We start from the raw sequence: 25,462 nt of genomic DNA, 5'->3' as shown, positions 1-25,462 counted from the left end.
AGGAGCTAGAGATGATTGAATTATTGATTATTGCGGTATTGGTGATTTGGAGTGCAATTTTTGTATTTAAGAAAGTCTTCCCAAAGTCAGCGTATTCGGTGTTTTCTAAGCTGGCTCAATTTTGTCAGTCGCAAGGTTGGACTCGTTTAGCCAAATGGATTCAGCCTGCGATGGTGAGTGGATGTGGTGGCGGTTGTGGTTGTAGTAGTGCTGAAACGGATAATCCTAAAAAGGTTGAAGTCCAAGCAGTAAAATGGAAATGATTTGCCTCTAAACACATTACTTTAAAAAGAAAAAAGCCATTCTAGAACATAGAATGGCTTTTTATTTGTATGAGAGAATAACAGTCCATAAAAGATAATGTATATCGCTATCTGATAGACTTATGTTGAATGATTAGCGATACCAAAAGTGCAAGTAATTGAAAGAGTATAACCTTAACATGGGTTCGACCTAACTCTGTTTTTAACTTATTGAAAAGCAATGCTCTTGGCGGAGTCTTGTTAAGTGCTCATTCAATTTCAGGATCAGCCTTAGGCTCGCCCCACTTTGGTTTTAACATGAGGAGCTAAGCTCCACAAGGGCAACTATCTTGCGTAGCTACATCGCTGCTCACCGCAAAACTCGAAGACAACCCGCAATGCATTCAATGAATCGCAGAAACAGCACTTTAAGGATGAAGTCCTGCCTCAGACAGTTGCTAATGACGTTTCCGAGTATCATATTTGATCAAAAAATTTACATCGAAATTAGGTTAACGTTAATGTGTGAGCTGGTATAAAATAATGCCAACAATCCCTAGCTATGGGTTTCTTCCTCACTATCATCTTCAAAAGTTCGTGCAATTTTTTCGATATTTAAGCTTTTAGCCATCGCATCAAAAATTTCCTTATAAGCACCATCTTGATGATAAAGATCATGATGTTCACCATGCTCAACGATTTGTCCTTCTTTCATCACATAGGTGTAATCGGCATCAATAATTTGTGAAAGGCTATGCGAGATCATAATCACAGTTCGGCCTTGCTTAATCTCATCTAAACTTTGTTTGATTTGCTCTGAAGCGATGGCATCTAAACTCGCTGTGGGCTCATCTAAAAAGATAATTGGCGGGTTTTTGAGGAACATTCGAGCAAGTGCGATACGCTGTTGTTGTCCGCCAGACAACAGCAAGGCATCTGCTTCATAGGCATGTGGGAGTTTCAAAATCTGCTCATGAATCGAGGCTTTTTTTGCAGCTGCGATGACTTCTTCATTGCTTGCATGGGGCTTACCATAACGAATATTTTCTAAAATTGAGCCTTGGAAAATATGATTCTTTTGCAATACCAAGCCAATATGTTCTCTTAGATAGTGTGTATCGAGTTGCCCTAGATCAATTCCATCGAGTCTGATACAGCCTGAATTCGGGGCATAAAATTTATCCAGTAGACTGATTAAGGTTGATTTCCCTGCACCTGATAAGCCAACTAAGGCCGTGATTTTATTGGGTTGAATAGTCAAGTTAATCCGATGTAAGGCTTGATGACCATTGGGATAGATAAAATCAACATTTTCCAATTCAAATTTGCCATGAATTTGAGGTTTCATTAAACCACTGGCTTCGATTTCATGATCTGCTTCTAAGATGCCAAAGAAGCTTTCTGAGTAGATCATTGCCGAGTTAATTTCATCATAAATACGATGCAAAGAACGGATCGGTGCAGACACGTTATTGAACAGCAATACATGGTACATGATCATCCCTATACTCATTTGTCCATCTAAAACAAAATAAGCAGTTAAAATAATGATCAGGACTACACCAACTTGTTCGATAAAGGTTTTTAGACCATCAAAAATATAGCTGGTTTGTCGAGTTTGCATCTGATTTTCAGTCAGTGACTTTTGTAAATTCAGTTGCTTAGTGGATTCAACAGCCTCTTTATTAAAAGATTTAATCACTGTAATTGAGTTAATGATACTCAAAATACCTTGATTCTTCTTTTCCATGTTATCGCGCAAGGCTCGACGTTTGCCAGAAAGTTTTTGTGATTGTTTAAAGGTCAGCCAAAAGTAAATTGGTACAATGATTGTCGCAACCACACCTACCCAAAAATTGGCATAATACATTAGGGCTAAAGCAATAATTGCACTGGTAAATAACGGTAAAATATCAATAAAAAATATTTGCACCAGTCGAGTGAGTGAGCTAACTCCACGGTCGATACGAGTTTGTAATTTTCCTGCTTGGTTATTTTTCTGATCAAAAAAGGCCAATCGATAGGTAATGAATTTTTCGATAATGCCTTGAGATAGGTCCTGTGAAATTAAAATTCTGAGTTTTTCACCGAATGATTTTTGCCCAAATTGAACAATTGCATTGATGACTTCTTTGGCCAATAAAACCACGGTAATGGTAATGATAATGTGCCATCCATCCGCTAGGCCTTGTCCTGCTTGGATCAGTTGGTTAATGCTGTCTACAGCATATTTAAGTGTGAGCGCATTGACCTGAGCGGTGAGTGAACCAATCAACGTTAACACTAAGGTGACGATGACAAGCCAGCGGTAGGGACGTACAAAGGGGCGTAATTTTTGAAATAATTGCCATAAATTCATAGGTTTTTGCTTTTTATCAGCTTGGTTTTAGTCTAAAGCTGAATAAACTTTGCTACAAGTGATTGCTATGTTTTGAATTGTGAAAGATTTTAATGCTAGTCTTATACTAGTCCAAATCTTCACGATTAAAATCCTCTTGAAATTGATCTGCTAATTTAAATCCGAGTTGATTAAGCTTTTCAAAATACTTGAGATAGTCTTCATCTTCCATATCATATGGATGATCATCCCATAAAAAGTGAAAGCCATTGATACCAACCTGGTGCTACTGGATAACCATACAAATAGTTGACTTTTTCAGCAAAGCTCATTTTTGCTGACTCATCAATTCATCTAAATACATCATATGTGATTCTCCTTTTCCCATTCTCCATCCTATTGAATAAGGATGGTATTTTAGTGCAAATTCCATGGAGGTGGGACTTCACCATATTTGTTTAAATAGGCTTAGACGCCTTGATATGAACTGCTATTCTTCATATTAAAGTTGTTCAATTTTGATTATAAATGACTTGTTTCATGTTCAATATTGATTCATTGTTGGATGAACCAGTAGCTCATTTTACACAATGAATTTAGATTTATTTGAACCTGAAGCACAAGATAATTTACTGCCTTATGATGGGGTAGTAAAAGACTTTGGCTTAGTTTTGGATCATGAACAAAGTCAAAAATATTTAAATTATTTTCTACAGCATTTGGCTTGGCAACATGATGAAGTTTATTTGCATGGTCAATATTATAAAACTGAGCGCAAAGTGGTGTGGTATGGCGATGAGGATTACCAATATCATTATTCAGGTATGGCAAAACAAGCCCATATCTGGAATCCTGCTTTATATCGACTCAAACAGCATATCGAGCAACTCACAGGGCACACTTATAATTCCTGTCTGGCAAATTTATATGAAAATGGCTCACAAGGCGTGGGTTGGCATAGTGATGATGAGCCATCACTGGAAGCGCCCAACCACAATGTGGTGATTGCTTCATTGAGTTTAGGTGCTACTCGAAAATTCAGTTTTAAGCACAAGTGGAAAGCTAAAAAAGTAGATTTACTTTTACATAGTGGTCAGTTGATTGTGATGCAAGGGCAGACCCAACGTTATTGGAAACATACCCTCGCTAAATCCACGCGAATTTTAGCGCCTCGTGTAAATTTGACCTTTCGTTATTTTTATCCAAGTGGGTAAAGTTTGTCATCAAATTGTTCAAGTTTAGGGAACACTAAAGCAGGTAAATTTTCTAAATTCTCTAAATATTGCTGATAATCTAGCAGGATTTGTTGGCGTGCTTCGTTAGAAATATATGGGACATGGTAAGCCGTAAATGGAGGCAGTACGTCAAAGCCTGCATAAGCTAAAGTTCCACGTTGAATCGGCAGTAATAAGTCTTCAATTGAACCATGAATCGCATGATCACCAAACATATGTTCACGACCACCTAAGGTAAAGCTTAACAAGGCTTTTTTTCCGACCATGCCGCCGTGGTTATAAAAACGTTTGCCACCATAGAAAATACCTGAAACGAATACACGATCAATCCAGCCTTTTAAAATTGCAGGTACAGATGTCCAGTACATGGGAAAACTCAAAATGACTAAATCTGCTCTTTGTACTTTTTCAATTTCAATTTGAATATCTTCAGAGATCTGCTTATTTTTACAAGCATGACGTTGTTCCAAAGCATAATTCATATATTCTGGATTACTCAATTCTAAAAAATCATCACCTGATGCGATTGGATTAAAGTTCATGGCATATAAGTCTGAAACATCAACCTGGTGTCCTAATTTTTCCAAGACCTCTACAGCATGATCTTTCATGGCCGTAGTAAACGAAAGTGGTTCGGGATGTGCATGCACGATGAGGATATTCATAGCATTCCTTAATTAAAATTATGCATCATTGTTATTGGATGCTTTAGATTATTCCCGAATGAAAATGATTCGCCAATTACTCTAATTATTTTTTTAGTGGCTCAAAAGTAAACTTGATGGATAAAAGATGTGCAAATAAGAAAGCCTATGTTTGAACACATAGGCTTTCTTACTCTGAGGAGGAATTGTTTCCGTAAAAACAATATCCAAAAATCATGGGTTACTGAAGAACATAATCATATTATGAGAATATAAAAACATTATCAAGATATAAAAACATTACAAAATGTTAAATTATCAACTCAATTTCATTTATGGGTGAAATTCAGATAACTGGTCATTTGCAGAGAGTGCCTGATAGCGTTTTTCAATCTGCGCAGCAGACTCTTGCAGTGTTTCAATCAATTTTGGAGTGTTGACGTATTCAAAACGATTTTTTGAAGCAAGCACGGTCAGCGCTAAAGGAGCTTCTTTACTTGAAAACTTCACTGGGATAGATAAGCCAGAAACATTTGGATCAAGTTCGCCTTGTGAAAAGTAATATCCTTGTTTTTTTATTTTTTTCATTTTATTGACAAAGGTTTCTTCATTTTCAGCAAAACCAACTTCAGTTAATTGAGTTGCAAAGCGAAGGTAATACTCATGAATTTTCTGCTTAGATAAATGCGCCATGATCACTTTAGGTGAAGAGCCCATGAATACGGGACGAGGGCAACCACGACCATAAGATAGTAAAGTTTCATCACGATACACTTCATGATGAACATCAATACAATAGTCATCATTTAAATGTGTTAGTAAACAGCAAAGTTCTGTGCGCTCTGAAATTTCTTGCATAAACGGTTTGCTGATTTGAACCAGTGGATCTGTGGTTCTAGAAATATAGTCCATCACAGCAATTTTAGGTCCAAGGGTGTAATCACCTGAAGTCCCATTTAAGCGTTGCAAAATATCAGCCGAAACTAACTCTTTCAGATAGCGGTAACTAGTTGGTTTTGATAAACCAAGCTCTTCACAAATCACATCGACATTAATTACTGGGCGAGACACCGAAAATAAATCCAATACGGTGAGAATTTTGCCAAAACTGGAAAGTGCCATTGATGACCTACTCAATTAGTGAGAATCAAAAAAAATAAATAATGAATGTTACTTTATAACAAATTGTTCAAGAAAAAACAGCGGAATTTGCATTGTAAATGCAAATGATTCTACATTTTTAACTTTAGTAGCTATTTTGAGAAAAAGCATTATATTTAAACATTAAAATAAATTTTATTCTAATAAATTATCAATATGAGATATTTTTATTGATTAATTGCATTTTTTTTGAGATTATTGCTCATATGAATATCCAATGATGAATCTATACTTTTTTAAAAGTGTAAATTTTTATCATAAATTGAGTCCTTCTCTACTCAATCGTTGTATTTGAACAAATGCCTAAATTTGTTCTTCTATTCACATCCTTTTTTAAACCACACTGTTTATTTGACTAAGCAGTGCGGTTTTTTGGTCGCTAAGAAAAGAAATGTGATGTACACAACAAACCCTCATAAAAGTGGTGAATATTAGCTTTCTAGATCTTACAGAGCTAGATATGAAAGAGAAAATCAATGAAATTGAATTTATAGTGAGTTGCTTGCATGTTACTGATCAAACCCTTATTGGCTTTTAGACCCAATAAACTCGATTGGATTTTTGCGAGCAAAACTTTCATTGCAGGAATGCTGGCACTCTATATTGCATTTGAACTTAATTTGAGCTATCCGATTTGGGCGATTGGTACTGTCTTTGTGATAGCCAATCCTTACTCAGGGATGATGGCGTCTAAAAGTATCTATCGAATTTTAGGAACCTTGATCGGAGCAATTTTTGCCATCGCAGTGATGCCCCACTTGGTCAATACACCTTGGTTATTTACTTTTGTACTGGCAACTTGGGTGGCGGGCTGTCTTTATTTATCTTTAATTGATCGATCACCACGCAGTTATGTGGTGATGTTAGCGGGTTATACCGCAGTGATTATCTGTTTTAACTCAATTTTTTATATTGAGACAGTGTCCATTTTTGACATGGCAGTTGGGCGGTTCTTAGAAATTTCATTGGGTGTTGTGTGTAGTGCAGTGGTATCTGCCACCATATTTCCTATGCATATCGGGCCTGTGGTGGAGCTACGTGTCACTAAAACTATGCAAGATACCAAACAGGCTTTTGACTCAATCTTGTCTGATCCTGCACATTCGGATAATTACACTCAACTATTGACCAATATCACTCGTGATACGACAGATATTCATAGTATGGCTGTGCATTTAAGTTATGAAACTTCAAAATTTAAAGGCATGACCAAACCACTACAAGAGTTGCTACATCAAGTGACCATGTTAGTGGCTAACTTGGTCGCAATGTCAGAACGAATAAAGCAACTAGATCAAATTGATGTAAATTATCGTCCGTATCTGCTTGAGTTTCACCAAAAAGTTGATGACTTTTTAGCAAATAAACATGCCATTCTTGAGAATGAGCTTAAGCATCTGCCTGAATATTTTGACCAAGAATTTCAAACGATCACTGAGCATGCAACAGCTGAACAACAGGTAATGTTGGGCAGTTTAAAAATGGATATTCGCCATTTTATTCAAAATGTTCGTGCAGTGGAGTTTATTTGGCAATGTATGCAACAAGGCAATCATAGCTTACCTGAGTCAATAGTACCGTTAACCACGACCTATCCAAGTTTGCATCGTGACTATGGAATAGCCGTGCGTGGCGGAGTATCGGCATTTTTAACAACCAATATTGCTTGTGCATTTTGGATTTTAAGTGGTTGGAAAATGGGGTTTATGGTGGCAGAAATGGCCGCAATTACAGCATGTATTTTGACCTTTTTAGATGACCCAGTACCTGCATTAAAAATATTTATCCGCTCCAGTATTTATGCCGCTATTTTGGTTTTTATTTATGCTTATGGGATTTTCCCCCATATCACAGCATTTTGGGAATTGGCCGTTGTATTAGCACCGTTTATTATGTTTTGCGTGATGTTGTATTTGCATCCGCCTTTACATGTACTGGGTTTGCCTCTGATTATGAGTACCATCATGGGATTAAATCTACAAAATCGCTATTTAATGGACCAGATCACATTTTTTGATGCTTCAATTGCGACCGTGATTGGGCCGATTATCACGGTTTGTATCATGCAAATGGTACGTTCAATGTCACCAGAAATGACAGTAAAGCGGATGTTGGCTTTACACTATAAAGCTTTGCGTGAAAGTATTGCGATGTCTTATGGAACAGGCTTTAGAATTCATTTACGCAGTATGCTTGATCGTATTGGCGTGTTAAATACCAAATTGATTCAGTCAGAACAACTCAAAATTGAAATTAATAATGCTTTGATTGAATCAAGTGCTGCTATTGATTTAACCCGTTTGCAGGAGTTGGTCAAAAAATTGTCTCCTGAATCTGCAACAACCAGTGCAATTTTTGAATTACAGCGCTTACTCAATCAGTGGTTAATTGAAAAAGCACTAGCTCAGCCTGATAACAACTTACGACAAGCACTGATTCAGCAATTTGCTCATGTCCTAGAGGAAGCTCAAGCGGTAGGCGACCAAGATATTCGACAGCGCATAGAGATTTCTGTAAATAATATTCGCAATAGCATCTGTCATATTCATCTGGTTGATGCCCAACCTTCAACTGTTCTATTGGGAGCATAAAAATGGGTGAGCTCAACATTTATGGCGTATATGTCCCAATATTTTTAATTCAAGCAATTTTGGCATTCATGATTTGGAAAGTGGTCTGTATTGGCACAGATCGTTTGGTTGCAAAAGAATGGATTGCATTACCTGGAATTTTTAATATCTGTATCTATTTGATTTTATTATGGTCGATTCATTGGGTGTTTATTCAGGTGACCACTTAGCCATTGAGTATAGCTGATTTACTTTTAAGTTTAATGATTGGAAAATTGAAATGAATACGTTTGATATACGTAAGGCAATACGGCCTATATCATTGGCTATCGTGGTGATTATTGCGATATTTTGTGCGCTTCATATTTGGAATTACTACAACGCAGAACCTTGGACACGTGATGGACGTGTACGTGGTGATGTCATTCAAGTGTCTTCTGATATTGCAGGCTTAGTCACAGAGGTGATGGTTCAAGATAACCAAACGGTAAAAAAAGGGCAGGTACTTTTTAAAATAGATTTAGCACGTCAAGCTTTAGATGTGGAACAAGCAAAATCAGATCTTGCAAAGGCTAAATCAGGACTGGCAGAGGCAGAAGCGGGGCTTGCTGAGGCAAAAGCCAATATTGTGAAGTCAAAAGCCAATATTAACCTCGCGGAGAAAAATGCACATCGATATGCAGACCTGATGAATGGTGCGATCTCTAGACAAGAACAAGATCAAATGTTTGCTACACGAGATCAGTCTCATGCAGAGCATCAGCAATTGCAAGCTGCAGTACAACAAGCAGAAGCCAATATCAAACAACAAAAAGCCTTGATTGAGGCAGCAACCAGTAGTGTGCATTTGGCTCAATTGAATATGCAACGTTCAGAAGTGATTGCACCTGCAGATGGAACATTATCAAATTTTGATTTGCGTGCAGGGAATTATGTCAAAGTTGGGCAGGCTGTTGCCGCTTTACTTGATCGTAAACAGCTCTACGTTGTGGGATATTTTGAAGAAACCAAACTTAATAAAATACATCTAGGTGATCCTGCAACAGTGCAACTTATGGGCGATTCTTTGAAATATAAAGGCCATGTTCAAGGGATTGCTTCAGGGATTGAAGATCGTGAACGGACCACTTCATCGGGTCTATTGGCCAATGTAAATCCAACATTCAGCTGGGTACGTTTGGCCCAACGGGTACCTGTGAAAATTATTTTAGATGAAGTTCCCCATGATTCATTAGCCTTTGTCGCAGGGCGTACCGTGACAGTACATATTTTAGAACAAGTAAAAAAATAACTAGCATCCATCGTTAAACTTTGATCTTGAAGCCCATTGAAAAATGGGTTTTTTATAAGTTTAGGTCTGCCATAGCGGGCATATGAATTTCCTTAACACAGCTGGCTTGACTGGTCGATAATATAAATTTAATCGCAAGAATAACATCTTGTAAGGGAATTAACTCATGACCACTCTGTTGTAAAACTTCATCTACAGATGTATCCAGATCAAACTCAGTCGCTAAGTAGCCTAAATTTAATATACTCACCCCAATCTGGTCTTTGCGTAAACTTTCTCGGAGAGCGTGGACAATGCCTCTGAGGGCAAATTTGCTGGCTGAAAAAACCACTTCTTTGCCACTATGATTTTCTAGTCCCCACGTTGAACCAATCAAGATAATTTTTGCATTTGGTGACAGTCTAAGATTCTCAATCAAGGATTGAATTGCCAAAATACAGGACTGAATATTGGTATGAATCAAATTTGATATTTCAAGGTCAGTGCATTGTTCAAAGTCATAATCTGCTTGAAAGGCTTTTGTCTCCCAGATTCCGACATTGTAAATCAGAAAATCTATACGCTGATTTTGAATTTGATTTTTAACTAAATCCCGAGCGTGCTCAGGTTTTGATAAATCAGCAGAAATCCATTTAAAATAAGCAAGGTCACACTTAGGTTGAGAACGTGAAATACCAAAAACCTGATCTTGTGTTTGAGGTACTGCGCGTAGAATGGCTTGTCCCAAGCCTTTACTTACACCATAGATGACATAGGTTTTAGACATTTTAATGCTCAGTTTAAGGGGTAATTCCTTCAGGATTTCGATACCAGCTTTCAATAAATAAAGCAGCTGCAATACTATCCGCTGCTAATTTTTTTGCTCGTCCTTGAGCTTGGTAATGATCCAGTTCATCTCGTGCTTCACGTGTGGTTAAGCGTTCATCGACCATGAATGTTTCAATATTGGTTTGATGACGTAAACGTCGTGCAAATTTACGTGCGCGTGTGGATAATTCTGACTCAGAATCATCCATATTTATTGGTAAGCCGACTAGAAATAAGTTCGGTTGATGCTGTTTGATGATCTTCAGCAGTTCCTCCCAATTGGGGATGCCATCTTTCATTGGAAAAAGTGCAAGTGGTGTTGCACTTTCAATAATGGAAGAACCTACAGCCATCCCCGTTTTTTGTGTACCAAAATCAAATGCAATAATCAGTTGTGGGGAATTTAAATCAGGCATGTCCAATCTCAGAAGATAACCAAGTACGATCAATCCCTATTTTACGATAAGCCGCATCCCAACGGTCGGTATAAGGCAAATTAAAGACCAAATCCATATCTGAATCACAAATCAGCCAATCACCACGGGTAATTTCGTCTTCAAGTTGATTCTTGCTCCAACTGGCATAGCCCAATGCAATTTGATAACGACCGACACCTTCGTTGTGTGCAATCGCATCTAAAATATCTTTGCTGGTGGTAATACACAGATTTTCACCTACGGCAATCGATGAATGCCAGGTTGGTTGTCCTGTATGAATCACAAAACCCGCTTCAGGGCGTAATGGACCACCTTGTAGGACTTCATGCGGATGCACATTATCTGCTTCAATTTCTAAGTCATTTAAAAGTTCTTTGACTTGAATACCTGAAGGTCGATTGATAATAATACCTTGCGCACCATCTTCATCATGACGAGCAAGATAGATTACTGTATTGGCAAAGAAATCATCAGCAAGATCAGGTGGTGCAATCAAGCAGCGATGAGAAAGATATTGTTTTGGCACCGATATGCAACTCCTTTTCAATCCGCTTAAATAATTTTAATTGTTCAAATAAAATCTATATCTATATAAATAGCACAATTAATATCAATAGGTTGTGAATATTTCAAAAGCCTGCAAAAACAGCCTAAGTTTTCAATCAATATGTATAAAATATAAACAAAATGGTATCCAAATAAAAATGTGCCTCTAAACCCTAATAAAAGCGCTGACAAATGTGCCAGCGAATAGGGCTTTTAACTGAGTGTTCTTTCTTATGAAATGTCTTAAGAATGTTGAAATTTCAACTGTCTTAATTGTTTAGCATGTTGCAAGGTGGTTTCACCGATTTCAATGCCACCTGTCATTCGTGCCAATTCTAAAATAAGTTGCTCTTCCTCTAGTGCAACGATGGTACTACTAGCAGGATCTGTTTGTAATTTTTTAACCAATAGGTGTTGATCGGACTGGGCCGCAACCTGAGCTTGGTGGGTAATACATAAAATTTGAACATGTTGTCCTAAGCCTGCCAATAAGCGTCCGACTATTTCAGCGGTACCGCCACTGATCCCGACATCAATTTCATCAAACACTAAGACTTCTGCTTCAGTTTTTTCAGCATTCATCACTTGCATGACCAGTGCAATACGTGACAGCTCTCCACCAGAAGCAACACGTGCCAGTGGTTGAGGTGGAATACCTTTATTGGCAGTAAAGAGTAACTGAATAAAGCTTAGACCTTCAGCAGAAACTTGTTCCAGCGGTTCAAATTTAAATTCAAAATGTGCTTCTGGTAGTGCCAGTTGTTTGACTTGCTCAGTCAGTTGCTTGGCTAAAGGTTCAGCGGCATCACGACGAATCTGATCTAGATGTTGTGCTTTATCGAGAAACACTTGATGAGATTGTTCAACTTGCTCAGCGAGGGTTTCAGGATCTTCAAGTTGGTGTAGTTGCTCTAATTCATTTTGCCATGTTTCATATTGCTGTTTGAGTTCATCGGGTTGAATACGGTATTTACGTGCCAAGCGATGAAAGACTTCAAGTTGCGTATTTAACTCATCCATACGTTCAGGGTCAAAACTTTGACGGTCTATAAACTGACGTAAATTTGCCGTCGCATCATCAATTTCACTTTGTGCATTGATCAATGAATTGTAAATTTCAGACAGAAGTTCACTACGTCCAGCATGGGATTCTAAACGTCGAATAATCGAAGAAATTTCTTGGGTAATATTTTGTTCAGATTCATCAAGAACATTTAAGCTATAGCCGCAGTCTTGCATAATGTGTTCATGGTGACTTAAGCGATCAAACTCTTGTTCGATTTCTTTATAATCAATACGAATGACATCTTCGAGTTCTTCAAGTTGTAATTTTAAAGTGTCAATGCGTTGTAGGCGATTGGCTTGCGCGTCAATCGCCGCTTGATGTGTACGAATATTTTTTTGCCAAGTGCTATATGCATCCCGTACATCTTGAGCAGGTTGATAAAAATTACTATAACGATCTAACCAATGCTTCGGGTAGGGTGGCTCAAGCAGTTGTTGTTGGCTATGCTGACTGTATAGTTGTACCAAGAGACGTCCAAGTTCTTTCAATTCAGCGAGGCTGCTGGGACGACCATTGATCCATGCCTTGCTGCGACCTGTTGCAAAGATCACCCGTCTTAAATGAATCTCACCAGATTCATCATCTAATTCATGGGTGTTGAGCCAATTTGCTTCTGGACTCTGTGCTTGATAGCTAAAAACAGCGGTAATATCTGCTTTTTCGGCACCATAACGCACATAATTGGTATCAGTACGTTCCCCTAAACAGGCTGACAACGCATCTAATAATAATGATTTACCCGCACCTGTTTCACCTGTAAGCACGTTGAACCCTTGCTCGATATCAATAGCAAGGTTATCGGCTAAAGCAAAATTGATCAGATTTAAGTGTGTCAGCATAAACGCATCCAAGCTGCGAACGGTGAAGTTCTAAGATAGTGAAGTTTTGTTGTGGTCACAAGTCAGAACGTATTCTAATACGAAGTAATTTTAAGCATTCTAAATAATTTTAATATGAAAATGTAATTTCCTTTGCTGAATATGCCAGTAAAAACATCAAAATAGATAAAGCTTATTGTATAAAATAAAAAAATGATGCAAATATCTACATTTTTTATCAACGTCACAGTCTATCCTGCATTGAGCTTATATTTGAATGCATCTTGAATTTTAGACATATACATTAGAGCTTCTGATAATAATCTTTTGGATGTTTTATTCAACGTGGTTAAGCTTTATGAATCATGAAACTTTTACCATTGCATAGAAATGAAGTGTATGACGATCAAGTTTGCAATGCCCCGCTTTACATTTAAAGTTTAAATCGCTTTGCGTAGGCGATGCCTCACTCTTTGTAGGAGGTTCCAAACCTTGTGCTGCAACCAAAGCCATGCTTTGTTTTTGCGCATGTTGGGTGAAAGGCACGTCCTGTAATTCCATCCAACATGGCGACATCCATCTCGCCTCACGATAGAAAGACCATCTATGTTTCATCAATATTTAAAAATATTGAATGCTCATTTTGACTAATACATAAATCAGCATATGCTCATCCTCGTTTTCCTCCAAAGCAAGACGTAATTTTAATTTATAGAGATGGGCCAATCTTGAAACAAGACTTTTCTTCACTCTAAGTAGGAAATAAATTGAGCATACATAGGGTGGCATTTTTGCTGACAAGTATTGTGGTTTTGGTCTTTATTGTTAAGGAAGCTTAAGCTTTGATCTAAGCGGACTGATAAAGCTGACAAAAATAGAAACAGCTCAACAGTAAAAACATAGATTGATTAGTTTGCAGAGCAACATTAAACTACATCGAACATAATTTTTATAAATGCGCATTATCTGGAGAATACGCATGTCAGCTCAGTACGATCATGTATCAGTAGTTAAAAAATCTAATGTATATTTTGGCGGTTTATGTATTAGCCACACTGTGCAGTTTGAAGACGGAACCAAAAAGACTTTAGGGGTCATTCTTCCAACAGAAGAAGCTTTAACATTTGAAACACATGTGCCTGAACGCATGGAAATTATTTCTGGTGAATGTCGCGTTAAAATCGCAGACAGTGAAGAAAGTGAGTTGTTCCGTGCAGGTCAGTCATTTTATGTGCCTGGTAATAGTCGTTTTAAGATTGAAACGGATGATGTTTTAGACTACGTTTGCCATTTAGAAGGTTAATTAAAAAGCTTTGCTTAAAGTAAAGCTATGCTTTTGTTTTTAAATTAGGCAAAGAATTTTTGCGCTAAATCGGTTAAACTAGAGCATCACATAAAATCCTGTAAAGTTGGCTTTGCAGGATTTTTCATTTCTATCATCCTGTTGTTAATGAGGTTGTTCATGGCGAAGTCCGAATATTATTATGGCGTTCATTCAGTGGAGTCATTATTGGAGTTAGAACCTGAACGTGTTTTAACCTTATTTACTTTAAAAGGTCGTGATGATCAACGTTTACAACGTATTCTTCAGCTTGCAGAGCCTTTTGGTATCAGTGTGCAAAAAGCAAGCCGAGATAGCTTGGAAAAGTTGGCAGGTCAACCTTTTCACCAAGGTGTGGTCGCAGCTGTTCGCCCGCATCCTGTATTGAATGAAAAAGATTTAGATCAGCTTTTAGAGTCAACCCAGCAACCTTTGATATTGGCTTTGGATCATATTACAGATCCACATAATCTAGGTGCATGTATCCGTACAGCAGCAGCTATGGGTGTAGAGGCGGTGATTGTACCGCGTGACCGTGCGGCAACATTAACTCCAACTGCACGCAAAGTTGCAGCAGGTGGTGCTGAAAAGGTGAAGTTTATTCAAGTGACCAATTTGGCGCGTACGCTTGGACAAATCAAAGATAATTATAATGTTCGTGTGGTGGGGACCATGCTTGATGAAAAAGCCCTCCCTATCCAGAAGTTTGATTTTACCGGAACAGCAGTATGTATCGTGATGGGCGCAGAGGACACAGGGTTACGTCCAATTACTCAATCACAATGTGATCAAACCGTATTTATCCCGATGACTGGAAATTTACAAAGTTTAAATGTCAGTGTGGCTACTGGTATGGCGTTATATGAGGCATGCCGTCAACGTCAACAAAGTGAATGATTTAGTTTAAATTGTATTGGTAAAATTAGAGAAGCATCATGATGACCTCCCGTACTCAAGGCTACATTTATGTAGCCATCACAATGTGTATTTGGGGAGGTTTTACGATTACTTCAAGACTGAATGCAATCTGGCATATCAGCCCATGGGATATTACGGCATTACGCTTTTCATTGGCATTTTGTATACTGATGCCGATATTAATCTATAAAAAAGACACAGCTTTTCTATTGAACAAACAACCCTTCATTTTGGCGATGATTGGTGGTGTTGCATATTGTTTAACTTCATATAGCGCATTTCACTTTGTGCCCGCGGCACATGCAGCCATTTTTTTAAATGGCTGCATTCCATTGTGCACAGCTTTAGCTGGTTTTTTACTTTATCGTCAGCCGTTTGATAAAAATATATGGATCAGTTTAAGCATCATGCTGGCTGCCATTTCTGCAATGAGTTTTCTGATGTATACCGAAACAGGTGTTGCTTTTGGTCTTGGGGATTTATTGTTTTTTATCAGTGCAATTTGGTGGGGGACTTTTACCGTATTGCTGCGTCAATGGCAACTTTCCGCATGGCACGCCATGGCAGGTGTTGCGATATGGTCGGCGATCGTTTATGTCCCGATTTATTTGTTGTTTTTACCTAAACACTTAGATCAAGTGTCCACACCACATTTGGTCATGCAAACGCTTTTTCATGGTATTTTTGTGGTGATCATTGCGACTTTGGCGTATGTCGAAGCAATTAAAAGATTAGGTGCTTTTAAAACAGGCAGTATTGTCACACTTGCGCCTTTTATTGCCGCAATTATCGCCGTACCTTTATTAAATGAACCTATAAGCCTCGCAATGATGTGTGTTTGATTGGTATGGGGATTGGTGCTTTACAACCGTGGCGTTGGTTTACCCATAAAGACAGTTTGCAGCAGCAGTTGGATGAGAATAAACCAAATCAATAAGCAATTTTTAATTAATCATCATTAGAGCTTACGAAAATAAGCTTTGGGATGATTTTTAAATGTGATTAAGCTTTATCAACCATGAAACTTTTACCCTTACATTGAAATTAAGTGCGTGAATATCAAATTGGCATTGCCACGCTTAACATTTAAAGCTTAAATCGCTTTGTGTGGGCGATGCCAAACCTTGCACTAAAAACAAAGCCGTGCTTTGTTTTTACTCATGTTGGGTAAGGGGAGCGTTCTATACGCCCTGTACGTCCAGCCAGTATGGCGACATAAATTTCGCCTCACGATAGATACCCCATCTATGTTTCATCAATATTTAAAAGTATTGAATACTCATTTTGACTGATGCTAGTAGTCTATTGATTCAGAAAGCTTCAATTATTTACTAAGCTGTTGTGAGTTTGAGATACTGTTGATGTAAAGAATCTAATTTTGCGTATAGATGATCAATATGTCCATCATTTAGCACAATATCATCTGCTAATTTTTGCTTTTCATGACGTGGCATTTGGGCTGCAATAATTTTCTGAATTTGTTCGATGGATTGTCCATCTCGTTGTGAAGCACGTAAGATTTGCATGTCTTCACTGGCATCAATCAATAGCGTGCGTTGAGTGAGTTCATGTTGATTGGTCTCAAAAAGCAGGGGAGAAACCAAAATCACATAAGGACTGGTTGCGGCTTGTAATTGTTGAATAATCTCAGCGCGAATTGCTGGGTGGGTAATCGATTCAAGCTGTTGTCGTGCCTGTGGATCTTTAAAAATATGTTCTCTCAATGCACGACGATCAAGTTCACCATTGCTTAATAACACCCAATCCCCAAAAATCTGTTTAATTTTTTGAAGTGCGGGTTGTCCTTTTTCAACAATTTCTCTTGCTACAATATCTGCATCAACCACTGTAATCCCTTGGGTTTCAAACCACTGACTTGCTGCGGATTTACCACTACCAATTCCACCTGTTAAACCCAAGATAAACGTCATTGCGCATTCCTAATACTGTGTTGAAATTATTGACCCAAATATACTTTCATAATTTGCTCACCCCATAGAAATGCAATCCATCCTGCGATGGCAATATAAGGACCGAAAGCAAAAGGGACATTTTCTTTACGAATCTTAAGTAAAATAATACCAATGATCGCACCCACCACAGAAGAAAGTAGGATAATTAACGGTAACATCAAGGGTCCCATCCAAGCGCCAAGTGCAGCAAGTAGCTTAAAGTCACCATAACCCATGCCTTCTTTGCCTGTGACTATTTTAAATAGATAGTAGACAATCCAGAGACAGAGGAAACCAATAATGTAACCCCAAATTGCAGCACTTGATGTTGTATAGAGATCGAATGAGTTAATGCCTAAACCGATGGCAGCCAAGGTTAAGGTAAAGCGGTCTGGGAGTAATTGAGTGTCAAAATCAATAAATGTCAGCGTGATCAGCACCCAAGTCAGCAGTACACCAAAAACCATTTGTGGTGTTGGGCCATAAACAGCAACCACTGTTAATGAACACACTGCAGTTAAAAGCTCAACAAATGGATAACGCATGCCAATTGGATTTTGACATGAAGCACATTGACCTCTTAAAGCTAACCAACTGATGACGGGTATATTTTGATACCAGCGAATCGGGGTTTTGCATTTGGGACAGGTAGAGACTGGTTGACTCAGGCTGAGTTTTTCTTCATCGAGAATAATCTGTTGTGAGCCCGCCAGTAATTGGCACTCAGCATGCCAATCCTGTCGCCATTCTTTTTCCATCATTTTTGGTGTGCGATAAATCACCACATTTAAAAAACTACCAACACACAACCCGAGAATACCAACTGTCAGATAGAGCGCTGTTGGGGATTGAATCATCAAATTTAATAAGTCATTAAGCATGTTCATCATTACCCACCAACCACTGAACCCATTTGGAAAATTGGCAGATACATGGCAATGACTAAGCCACCAACCAATACCCCTAATATCGCCATAATTAACGGTTCCATCATTGAGGTTAATCCATCCACAGCATTGTCGACTTCATTTTCAAAATGCGTTGCAACTTTGTCTAACATTGCATCCAATGCACCCGACTCTTCACCAATCGCCACCATTTGAATAGCCATAGAAGGGAACTTATTTGTTGCGCGCATGGCAAAGTTCAGTTGCTGTCCAGTGGCGACATCCTCACGGATTTTCATTACCGCTTGTTCATAAACCACATTATTGGTCGCGCCTGCAGTTGATTCTAATGCTTCGATGAGTGGTACCCCAGCAGCAAATGTTGTGGCAAGAGTTCGGCTATAACGTGCAATAATCGCTTTATAGACCAGATCGCCAAAAATAGGCAGTTTCAGTGCTGTCCGATCTAGAAAATTTTGGAATTTCTGACTGCGTTTTTTTGCTTCTAAAAAAGCTGTAATTACAACACCAATGAATAGAATTAGAAGAAACCAATATTTTTGCATCCAATTGGACATATTCACCACCATCTGCGTAAATGCGGGGAGGTCTGCACCAAAGGAGCTAAATAAATCCTGAAAGACTGGTACCACTTTGACCATTAAAATAATCGTCACAATAAGAGCGACGACAATCACAGAAATTGGATATTTCATGGCTTTTTTAATTTTTTGCTTCAGTAATTCACTTTTTTCTTTATAGATCGCCACACGATCAAGCATGGTTTCTAAGGCACCGGATTGCTCTCCGGATTCAACCAATGAACAGAACAAGTTGTCAAAATAGCGTGGATATTTTCTTAAAGCCCCTGCAAAGGTATTACCGCCTTCAACCTCACTTTTTATTCCTAATACAATTTCTCGCATAGAGGGGTTTTCTAGCCCTTCTGCAACGATTTCAAAGCTTTGTACTAAGGGGACACCTGCTTTCATCATTGTGGCGAGTTGACGAGTGAAAATGGTAATGTCTAAAGTAGAAATGCCTTTTTTCATTAAACCTTCAAAAATATTATTCCTTTTTTCTCGAATGGTTTTAATCGTAATGCCTTGTTTGCGCAGGGTGACTTTGGCAAGTGCCATATTACGTGAAGGTAATTCTCCTTTAACCTTGATCCCTTTGCGATCAACCCCGTCATAAGCAAATGTAGGCATCATTTGAGCTTTTTTAGCTGCCATCATAATTTCCTTGAATATTGATTATATTTATTCGCTGGTCACACGGTTAATTTCTTGTAAAGAAGTTAAGCCATTGATGACTTTAATTAAACCTGAACGTCTTAGATTATCAAACCCCAATTTCTCCGATGCCGCTGCAATTTGAAGTGCATTGCCATCTTCCATGATAATTTTTGAAATTTCAGGTGTTACTTTCATGACTTCATAGATCCCGACACGCCCTTTATAGCCTTCACGGCATTCACTACAGCCTACAGGTTGAAAAATTTGTAATTCAGGATTACTTAAGTCTTGTTCAGTAAAGCCCATTTCTAACAAACTCTGTCTAGGAATTTCAACAGGTGCTTTACAATGATTACATAAGCGTCTTGCCAATCGTTGTGCAATCACAAGATTCACCGAAGTGGCAATGTTAAATGAGGGTACTCCCATATTGCGTAAACGGGTCAACGTTTCTGGCGCACTGTTGGTATGTAGCGTAGACATCACCATATGACCCGTTTGTGCAGCCTTAATCGCAATTTCAGCAGTTTCAAGGTCACGAATTTCTCCGACCATGATAATGTCAGGGTCTTGACGTAAGAACGATTTTAGTGCGACTGAGAAAGTGAGACCGGCCTTGAGGTTAACATTGACTTGATTGATGCCTTCCAAGTTAATTTCAACTGGATCTTCAGCCGTAGAGATATTTGAACTTTCTGTATTCAGGATATTTAAGCCAGTATACAGGGAAACAGTTTTACCAGAACCTGTTGGCCCCGTGATGAGTAACATGCCTTGAGGTTTCTCTAAGGCCTCCATAAATAACGCTTTTTGCTTTTCTTCATATCCGAGCGCATCAATACCCAACATGGCACTTGATGGATCAAGAATACGCAGCACCAATTTTTCACCAAACAATGTGGGTAATGAATTCACACGAAAATCAATCGCTTTGGTTTTTGAGAGTTTTAATTTGATACGACCATCTTGCGGGACACGCTTTTCTGAAATATCCATTCTGGACATGACTTTTAGGCGTGATGCCAAACGACTTGCCAGTTGTAGGGGCGGATTGGTAATGGTTCTAAGCACGCCATCTACTCGATAACGCACTCGATAACTTTTCTCATAAGGCTCAAAGTGTAAATCTGATGCCCCCATACGAATCGCATCGACCAAGAGTTTATTGATATATTTAACAATAGGCGCTTCTTCTTCAGAGGCATCATCATCTTCAGATGGAGGTTGGTCATCGGTAGCAATGACATCAACATCAAAATCTTCATCACCAAAGTTAAAACTTTCTTCTACCGTAAAGTGTTTTTCTAATAGTTTTTCTAATTTATGGTGTTCAACAATAATCGGTTCAATATTCAGACCACAGTTAAAACGAATGGCATCCAGCGCTTCTATATTGGTCGGGTCACTGGTGGCAACATATAAAATATTACCGCGTTGCACCAAAGGGATCACTTTATGTTTGGTGACTAAATTTGGTTCAATAATCTCCTTGAGCAGCATTTCAGGATTAAAGCTGTCCAGATCAAAAATAGGCTCGCCAAACTCAACAGAGATCATTTCGGCAATGATCAGTGGTGGTATATTTAATTTTTCACTGAGATAAGCAACCATACTCACTTTATTTTTTTGAGCGTTACTGAGCGCATCTTTCATTTGCTGAGCAGATAAAAAACCTTCGTCGACTAAGCGACGGATATACCCCGAAAACTTAGGTGAACCATTTTGCATAGACATCCCCAAAACACATTAAATTTCATTTTATAATTGGAATACGAAAATTATACGATGATCCTTAGAAATATCTAGAATTAAACGTATTTTTATAGAAACATATTTAACAATAATTTGAGCCAATGTGGCTTTTTAGCATTATCTTTGAAATGTTTTATGTTTCTTGCGTTGTTATTAAAACATGACTTTAAATAAGATGACTGAATTGATAAAGAAAAAATACTTTTAAAATATAAATTCCGTGTAGAATGTGCACATTTTCGATAAAAGGTTAGATGTATGTCGAGTTCGACTATTACTCCTTGGGTTGTCGGCAATTGGAAAATGAACCCAATGCAAGCGAATTCGCAACAGCTCATTCAAGATTTAAATCAGTATTTACAACAAACACCGATTACAGAAAAACAATGTCATATTGGTGTTGCACCTATTTCTATTGCTTTATTGTCTGTACAAAAATTAATTAACGATGCAGATTCACCCATCAAAGTTGTCGCACAAGATCTTTCTCAAATGGCAGGCACAGGTGCTTATACCGGTGAAGTCAGTGCTGAGTTACTTAAAGACAGCCATATTGATTATGTGTTGATTGGGCATTCAGAGCGCCGAGAACTTTTTGGCGATGATGTTCAAAAAATTAAAGCTAAATTAGCCAATGCTTTAAATGCAGGGCTTCGCGTGATTTATTGCGTGGGTGAAAGCTTAGAACAACGTGAAGCAGGGCAGGCAGAGCAAGTGGTTTTACAACAAATTTGCGATCTCGCAGCAGTTGTAAAAGTAGAACAATGGCACAATATTGTGATTGCCTATGAACCGATTTGGGCAATCGGAACAGGTAAGACTGCTTCTCCGCAAGATGCACAGACAATGCATGCAAAAATTCGTGAAGGTTTAACTCAAATTACGGCTCAAGCTCAACATACTGCGATTTTGTATGGTGGTAGTGTCAAGCCTGAAAATGCAGTAGAGTTAGCTGCATGTCCAGATATCAACGGTGCACTGGTTGGTGGTGCATCACTTAATGCTGAGTCATTTTATAAAATTGCTCAAGCATTTGCTCAAACAGAAGAATAGGAGTTCAGCATGCATACATTTGTGCTGGTTGTACATATCATTTTGGCCGTTTTGATGATCGGGCTGATCCTCGTTCAGCACGGTAAAGGTGCAGATGCAGGTGCATCATTTGGTGGCGGTGGTGCTGCAACTGTATTTGGTGCCTCGGGTTCTGCAAGCTTTTTAACCCGTTTAACTGCAATTCTCACGGCTTTGTTTTTTATCACCAGTTTAAGTTTAGCGGTGTTTGCTAAAAAACAAACATCGGATGCCTATGGCTTAAAATCTGTACAGAGCAGTTCTCAAACCACAGCACCTGCACACGCCAATACGGGTGAAACTTCACCAACTGCACCAAAAACTGGCGAATAATGCCATTTAGTTCTTTCTTTTTCTGAATGATGCGACTAGAATGCGTCACAGCTGCGGTGGTGGTGGAATTGGTAGACACGCTACCTTGAGGTGGTAGTGCTTTCGGGCGTGGGGGTTCAAGTCCCCCCTTCCGCACCAACAATGAACCAGATTGTTGGTGTTAGCAGCTGAAAAAACATTGTTGCGGGATGGAGCAGTCTGGTAGCTCGTCGGGCTCATAACCCGAAGGTCGTTGGTTCAAATCCAGCTCCCGCTACCAATTTAATTAAGATGCAACTTAGTTAATGATAATGTAAGTTGAAAAATTTATATTATGTGTGAATTTGCAATGTTGTTGCGGGATGGAGCAGTCTGGTAGCTCGTCGGGCTCATAACCCGAAGGTCGTTGGTTCAAATCCAGCTCCCGCTACCATTTTGATTAAGGTGCAACTTAATCAAGCAAGAAATTCAATGTATCTGTCAATGATGGATTGAAAAAATTAAATTTCTTGTGTATAATTTTGCAACGCTGATGCGGGATGGAGCAGTCTGGTAGCTCGTCGGGCTCATAACCCGAAGGTCGTTGGTTCAAATCCAGCTCCCGCTACCAAGTTTCTAAAAGGGCTCACAGATAGGTGGGTCTTTTTTGCATAGTGAACTTCGGTTTACTGTGCGATAATAGGGGCGATTACGCCCTTTTTTATTGGCTATCGTGTGGTGTGGACATCAATTGGTCAAAAAGACATGCTTCACTATAGTAAGTTTGAATTAGTCCGATGAGCGATTGAATCGCACAAATATGACGAGAGTAAATGAAGCTATCAAATAAAACTCAAGCACTTCAAGATCTAATCACTCCTGCAGTGCAAGCTTGTGATGTAGAACTTTGGGGGATCGAATTTATTCCTCAAGGTAAGCGTTCTTTATTGCGTATTTATATCGATAAAGATGTGGTGGAAAATGCTGAACCAACGATTAATGAAAATGGTGAAGCAGAATTGGGTCGTGGTATTGGCGTACAAGATTGTGTACGTGTGACTCAGCAAGTTGGTGCAATATTAGATGTACATGATCCAATTTCAGGCGAATATGCTTTAGAAGTATCATCTCCAGGTTGGGATCGACCATTCTTCCAGTTGGCACAGTTAGAAAAATACATCGGACAACAAGTTGCATTGCGTTTGATTGCTGCAGTTGAAAATCGCCGTAAATTCCAAGCAAAATTAATTGCTGTAGATTTAGAAAATGAATTCATTCAAGTTGAAGTTGAACAACAGCACGTACTTGAGATCGATAGCAACAATATAGACAAAGCGAATTTGATCTTTCAGGATTAATCCAGAAATAGAAATCTGAATAAATAGGTGACTTATGGCACGTGAAATTCTCACCGTCGTTGAAACGGTAAGTAATGAGAAAGGTGTAAGTCGTGAAGCAATTTTTGAAGCGCTTGAACAGGCTTTGGTTGCAGCGACAAAAAAGAAATTCTACGAAGGAACGAATTCGGAAGAAGCTCAGTTACGAGTAGAAATTGATCGTAAGACAGGTGATTACAGCACTTTCCGTCAATGGGAAGTTGTTGCTGATGAAGATCATGAAATGCCAGCATGTCAAGATGCGATTTCTGATGTTGATCCTGCTCAATGGTCAATTGGTGATATCCGTGAGTTAGAAGTACCATCAATTGATTTTGGTCGTATTGCAGCACAGATTGCCAAACAAGTAATTGTGCAAAAAATTCGTGAAGCTGAACGTGCTTTAGTGGCGGATGCTTATGAAGCTAAAGTGGGTGAACTGATCTACGGTGAAGTGAAAAAACAAACCAAAGATGGCTTCATTATAGACTTAGGTGATAACGCAGAAGCCTATTTAGCACGTGAAGAAATGATTCCTAAAGAAATTCTTCGCCCTAAACAGCGTATGAATGCAATTCTTTATAATGTGAACCGTGAAGGTCGTGGTGCGCAATTATTGTTGTCACGTGCTAAACCTGAAATGCTGATTGCATTAATGAAAAAAGAAATTCCTGAAATTTCTGAAGAAATCATTGAGATTAAAGCAGCAGCACGTCAACCAGGTGTACGTGCAAAAATTGCGGTTAAGACCAACGATCATCGTATTGATCCAGTCGGTGCGTGTATTGGTATGCGTGGTACACGTATCCAAGCGGTTCAGTCTGAATTAAATGGTGAACGTATTGATGTTGTCGTGTGGTCTGATGATCCGGCTCAATATATCGCAAGTGCTTTAGAGCCTGCGGATGTATCTGGGATTGTGATTGATGAAGATGCACGTACAGCAGACATTATTTTTGCAACCAGTGATCAACTTGCGCGAGCAATTGGATCACAAGGTCAAAACGTCCGTTTAGCATCAGAGCTTACGGGTTATAAATTAGATATGATGCTTGAAGATGAGTACCGTGCTCGTCAACAAAGTGAAGCTCAACAGTATTTAGACATGTTTGTAACACGTCTTGATATTGAAGAAGATCTTGCAATGGCTTTAGTAGAAATGGGCTTTACCTCACTTGAGGAAATTGCTTATGTGCCTGCGGAAACTTTCGATGAAATCGAATTAGATGCGGATACAGTTGAATTGCTACAAAGTCGTGCAAAAGAAGCAGCTTTGGCTGATGCATTAAAGCAACAAGAAGATATTCAGGACCCAAGTCCAGAACTTGTTGCGATGGAAGGAATGACTTCTGAAATTGCGCATGCTTTAGCAGCACGTGGTGTGGTAACAATCGATGACTTAGCTGACCAAGCAACGGATGATATTTCTGATATCGACGGTTTAGGCGCTGAGAAAGCAGGTCAATTGATTATGAAAGCACGTGAATCATGGTTTAACTAG

Annotated in this window: 23 protein-coding genes, 4 tRNA genes and 1 pseudogene; 16 read left to right on the top strand and 12 right to left on the bottom strand. The window is 38.8% G+C overall.

Annotation, left to right across the window (positions count from 1 at the left end; translation table 11 throughout):
- The first annotated feature begins 11 nt into the window (after positions 1-11).
- Positions 12-263: a DUF6587 family protein gene (locus ACG9ZL_RS03050; protein ID WP_105714628.1), complete on the top strand. Its 252-nt coding sequence runs from the start codon at positions 12-14 to the stop codon at positions 261-263.
- A 535-nt stretch (positions 264-798) separates the two neighbouring features.
- Here the strand turns inward: ACG9ZL_RS03050 and ACG9ZL_RS03045 are convergent.
- Positions 799-2,601 (bottom strand): ABC transporter ATP-binding protein, encoded by a 1,803-nt coding sequence (locus tag ACG9ZL_RS03045; RefSeq protein WP_419359033.1) that lies wholly within the window; start codon positions 2,599-2,601, stop codon positions 799-801.
- Between the two features lie 569 nt (positions 2,602-3,170).
- Between ACG9ZL_RS03045 and ACG9ZL_RS03040 the strand changes: the two genes are divergently transcribed.
- A complete protein-coding gene (locus ACG9ZL_RS03040; RefSeq protein WP_336952324.1) occupies positions 3,171-3,794 on the top strand; it encodes an alpha-ketoglutarate-dependent dioxygenase AlkB family protein in 624 nt (207 codons plus the stop codon).
- Here ACG9ZL_RS03040 and ACG9ZL_RS03035 read toward each other — a convergent pair.
- Positions 3,779-4,480, bottom strand: a complete 702-nt coding sequence (locus tag ACG9ZL_RS03035) for an NAD(P)H-dependent oxidoreductase (protein ID WP_336952323.1) — start codon at positions 4,478-4,480, stop codon at positions 3,779-3,781. The two genes, ACG9ZL_RS03040 and ACG9ZL_RS03035, sit on opposite strands and share 16 nt — an antisense overlap.
- A gap of 312 nt (positions 4,481-4,792) precedes the next feature.
- Positions 4,793-5,581, bottom strand: coding sequence for an IclR family transcriptional regulator (locus ACG9ZL_RS03030; protein ID WP_004818582.1), 789 nt, complete (start codon positions 5,579-5,581; stop codon positions 4,793-4,795).
- Positions 5,582-6,126: 545 nt separating this feature from the next.
- Here ACG9ZL_RS03030 and ACG9ZL_RS03025 point away from each other — a divergent pair.
- Genes ACG9ZL_RS03025 through ACG9ZL_RS03015 form a run of 3 tightly spaced genes read left to right on the top strand, consistent with a single transcriptional unit; the run spans position 6,127 to position 9,481 of the window.
- A complete protein-coding gene (locus tag ACG9ZL_RS03025; RefSeq protein ID WP_419359030.1) occupies positions 6,127-8,211 on the top strand; it encodes an FUSC family protein in 2,085 nt (694 codons plus the stop codon).
- Positions 8,212-8,213: 2 nt separating this feature from the next.
- Positions 8,214-8,420 (top strand): DUF1656 domain-containing protein, encoded by a 207-nt coding sequence (locus ACG9ZL_RS03020; RefSeq protein WP_419359029.1) that lies wholly within the window; start codon positions 8,214-8,216, stop codon positions 8,418-8,420.
- 50 nt (positions 8,421-8,470) lie between these two features.
- On the top strand, positions 8,471-9,481 hold the full coding sequence (locus tag ACG9ZL_RS03015) for an HlyD family secretion protein (protein ID WP_419359028.1): 1,011 nt from the start codon (positions 8,471-8,473) through the stop codon (positions 9,479-9,481).
- A gap of 52 nt (positions 9,482-9,533) precedes the next feature.
- On the opposite strand, the gene ACG9ZL_RS03010 is transcribed toward ACG9ZL_RS03015, so the two are convergent.
- The 5 genes from ACG9ZL_RS03010 to ACG9ZL_RS02990 all read right to left on the bottom strand — a co-directional run bounded on the left by ACG9ZL_RS03010 (position 9,534) and on the right by ACG9ZL_RS02990 (position 13,731).
- Complete coding sequence (locus ACG9ZL_RS03010) at positions 9,534-10,247, bottom strand: SDR family NAD(P)-dependent oxidoreductase (protein WP_419359026.1); 714 nt, start codon at positions 10,245-10,247, stop codon at positions 9,534-9,536.
- A 13-nt stretch (positions 10,248-10,260) separates the two neighbouring features.
- On the bottom strand, positions 10,261-10,704 hold the full coding sequence (gene ruvX / locus ACG9ZL_RS03005) for a Holliday junction resolvase RuvX (RefSeq protein ID WP_419359024.1): 444 nt from the start codon (positions 10,702-10,704) through the stop codon (positions 10,261-10,263).
- A complete protein-coding gene (locus ACG9ZL_RS03000) occupies positions 10,697-11,251 on the bottom strand; it encodes a YqgE/AlgH family protein (protein ID WP_105714632.1) in 555 nt (184 codons plus the stop codon). Before ACG9ZL_RS03000 ends, ruvX begins: the two co-directional genes overlap by 8 nt.
- Before the next feature lie 263 nt (positions 11,252-11,514).
- Positions 11,515-13,176 carry a DNA repair protein RecN gene (recN, locus tag ACG9ZL_RS02995; RefSeq protein WP_419359022.1) on the bottom strand — a complete coding sequence of 554 codons (1,662 nt, stop codon included), beginning with the start codon at positions 13,174-13,176 and terminating at the stop codon, positions 11,515-11,517.
- Positions 13,177-13,518: 342 nt separating this feature from the next.
- A complete protein-coding gene (locus ACG9ZL_RS02990) occupies positions 13,519-13,731 on the bottom strand; it encodes a hypothetical protein (protein ID WP_419359020.1) in 213 nt (70 codons plus the stop codon).
- Positions 13,732-14,134: 403 nt separating this feature from the next.
- Here ACG9ZL_RS02990 and ppnP point away from each other — a divergent pair, with 403 nt between their 5' ends.
- The 3 genes and pseudogenes from ppnP to ACG9ZL_RS02975 all read left to right on the top strand — a co-directional run bounded on the left by ppnP (position 14,135) and on the right by ACG9ZL_RS02975 (position 16,331).
- The gene (ppnP, locus tag ACG9ZL_RS02985; protein ID WP_004718357.1) at positions 14,135-14,458 is read left to right on the top strand and encodes a pyrimidine/purine nucleoside phosphorylase; all 324 of its coding nucleotides are present in this window, start codon (positions 14,135-14,137) and stop codon (positions 14,456-14,458) included.
- A 159-nt stretch (positions 14,459-14,617) separates the two neighbouring features.
- The gene (gene rlmB / locus ACG9ZL_RS02980) at positions 14,618-15,373 is read left to right on the top strand and encodes a 23S rRNA (guanosine(2251)-2'-O)-methyltransferase RlmB (RefSeq protein WP_336952314.1); all 756 of its coding nucleotides are present in this window, start codon (positions 14,618-14,620) and stop codon (positions 15,371-15,373) included.
- 41 nt (positions 15,374-15,414) lie between these two features.
- Positions 15,415-16,331 (top strand): annotated as a pseudogene (locus ACG9ZL_RS02975) (DMT family transporter).
- Between the two features lie 394 nt (positions 16,332-16,725).
- Here ACG9ZL_RS02975 and coaE read toward each other — a convergent pair.
- The 4 genes from coaE to pilB are packed head-to-tail and all read right to left on the bottom strand — an operon-like array spanning position 16,726 to position 21,205.
- Positions 16,726-17,325, bottom strand: a complete 600-nt coding sequence (gene coaE / locus ACG9ZL_RS02970) for a dephospho-CoA kinase (protein ID WP_419359018.1) — start codon at positions 17,323-17,325, stop codon at positions 16,726-16,728.
- Between the two features lie 26 nt (positions 17,326-17,351).
- Positions 17,352-18,233, bottom strand: coding sequence for a prepilin peptidase (locus tag ACG9ZL_RS02965; RefSeq protein WP_419359060.1), 882 nt, complete (start codon positions 18,231-18,233; stop codon positions 17,352-17,354).
- Positions 18,234-18,235: 2 nt separating this feature from the next.
- On the bottom strand, positions 18,236-19,468 hold the full coding sequence (locus tag ACG9ZL_RS02960) for a type II secretion system F family protein (RefSeq protein WP_419359016.1): 1,233 nt from the start codon (positions 19,466-19,468) through the stop codon (positions 18,236-18,238).
- Positions 19,469-19,495: 27 nt separating this feature from the next.
- Complete coding sequence (gene pilB, locus ACG9ZL_RS02955; RefSeq protein WP_419359014.1) at positions 19,496-21,205, bottom strand: type IV-A pilus assembly ATPase PilB; 1,710 nt, start codon at positions 21,203-21,205, stop codon at positions 19,496-19,498.
- A gap of 276 nt (positions 21,206-21,481) precedes the next feature.
- Between pilB and tpiA the strand changes: the two genes are divergently transcribed.
- The 8 genes from tpiA (at position 21,482) to nusA (ending at position 25,462) form a co-directional block, all read left to right on the top strand.
- A complete protein-coding gene (gene tpiA / locus ACG9ZL_RS02950; protein WP_419359012.1) occupies positions 21,482-22,276 on the top strand; it encodes a triose-phosphate isomerase in 795 nt (264 codons plus the stop codon).
- Positions 22,277-22,285: 9 nt separating this feature from the next.
- On the top strand, positions 22,286-22,627 hold the full coding sequence (gene secG, locus ACG9ZL_RS02945; protein ID WP_419359011.1) for a preprotein translocase subunit SecG: 342 nt from the start codon (positions 22,286-22,288) through the stop codon (positions 22,625-22,627).
- A gap of 53 nt (positions 22,628-22,680) precedes the next feature.
- Positions 22,681-22,765 (top strand) — tRNA-Leu (locus ACG9ZL_RS02940).
- Positions 22,766-22,809: 44 nt separating this feature from the next.
- Positions 22,810-22,886, top strand: a tRNA-Met gene (locus tag ACG9ZL_RS02935).
- Between the two features lie 76 nt (positions 22,887-22,962).
- A tRNA-Met gene (locus ACG9ZL_RS02930) sits at positions 22,963-23,039 on the top strand.
- 100 nt (positions 23,040-23,139) lie between these two features.
- Positions 23,140-23,216, top strand: a tRNA-Met gene (locus ACG9ZL_RS02925).
- Positions 23,217-23,418: 202 nt separating this feature from the next.
- Positions 23,419-23,943 (top strand): ribosome maturation factor RimP, encoded by a 525-nt coding sequence (gene rimP / locus ACG9ZL_RS02920; RefSeq protein WP_419359009.1) that lies wholly within the window; start codon positions 23,419-23,421, stop codon positions 23,941-23,943.
- 34 nt (positions 23,944-23,977) lie between these two features.
- Positions 23,978-25,462 carry a transcription termination factor NusA gene (nusA, locus tag ACG9ZL_RS02915; RefSeq protein WP_336952303.1) on the top strand — a complete coding sequence of 495 codons (1,485 nt, stop codon included), beginning with the start codon at positions 23,978-23,980 and terminating at the stop codon, positions 25,460-25,462.

The organism is Acinetobacter legionensis (genome assembly GCF_048551735.1).
GTDB lineage: Bacteria > Pseudomonadota > Gammaproteobacteria > Pseudomonadales > Moraxellaceae > Acinetobacter.
This window is presented reverse-complemented; position numbering and strand designations above follow the sequence as displayed.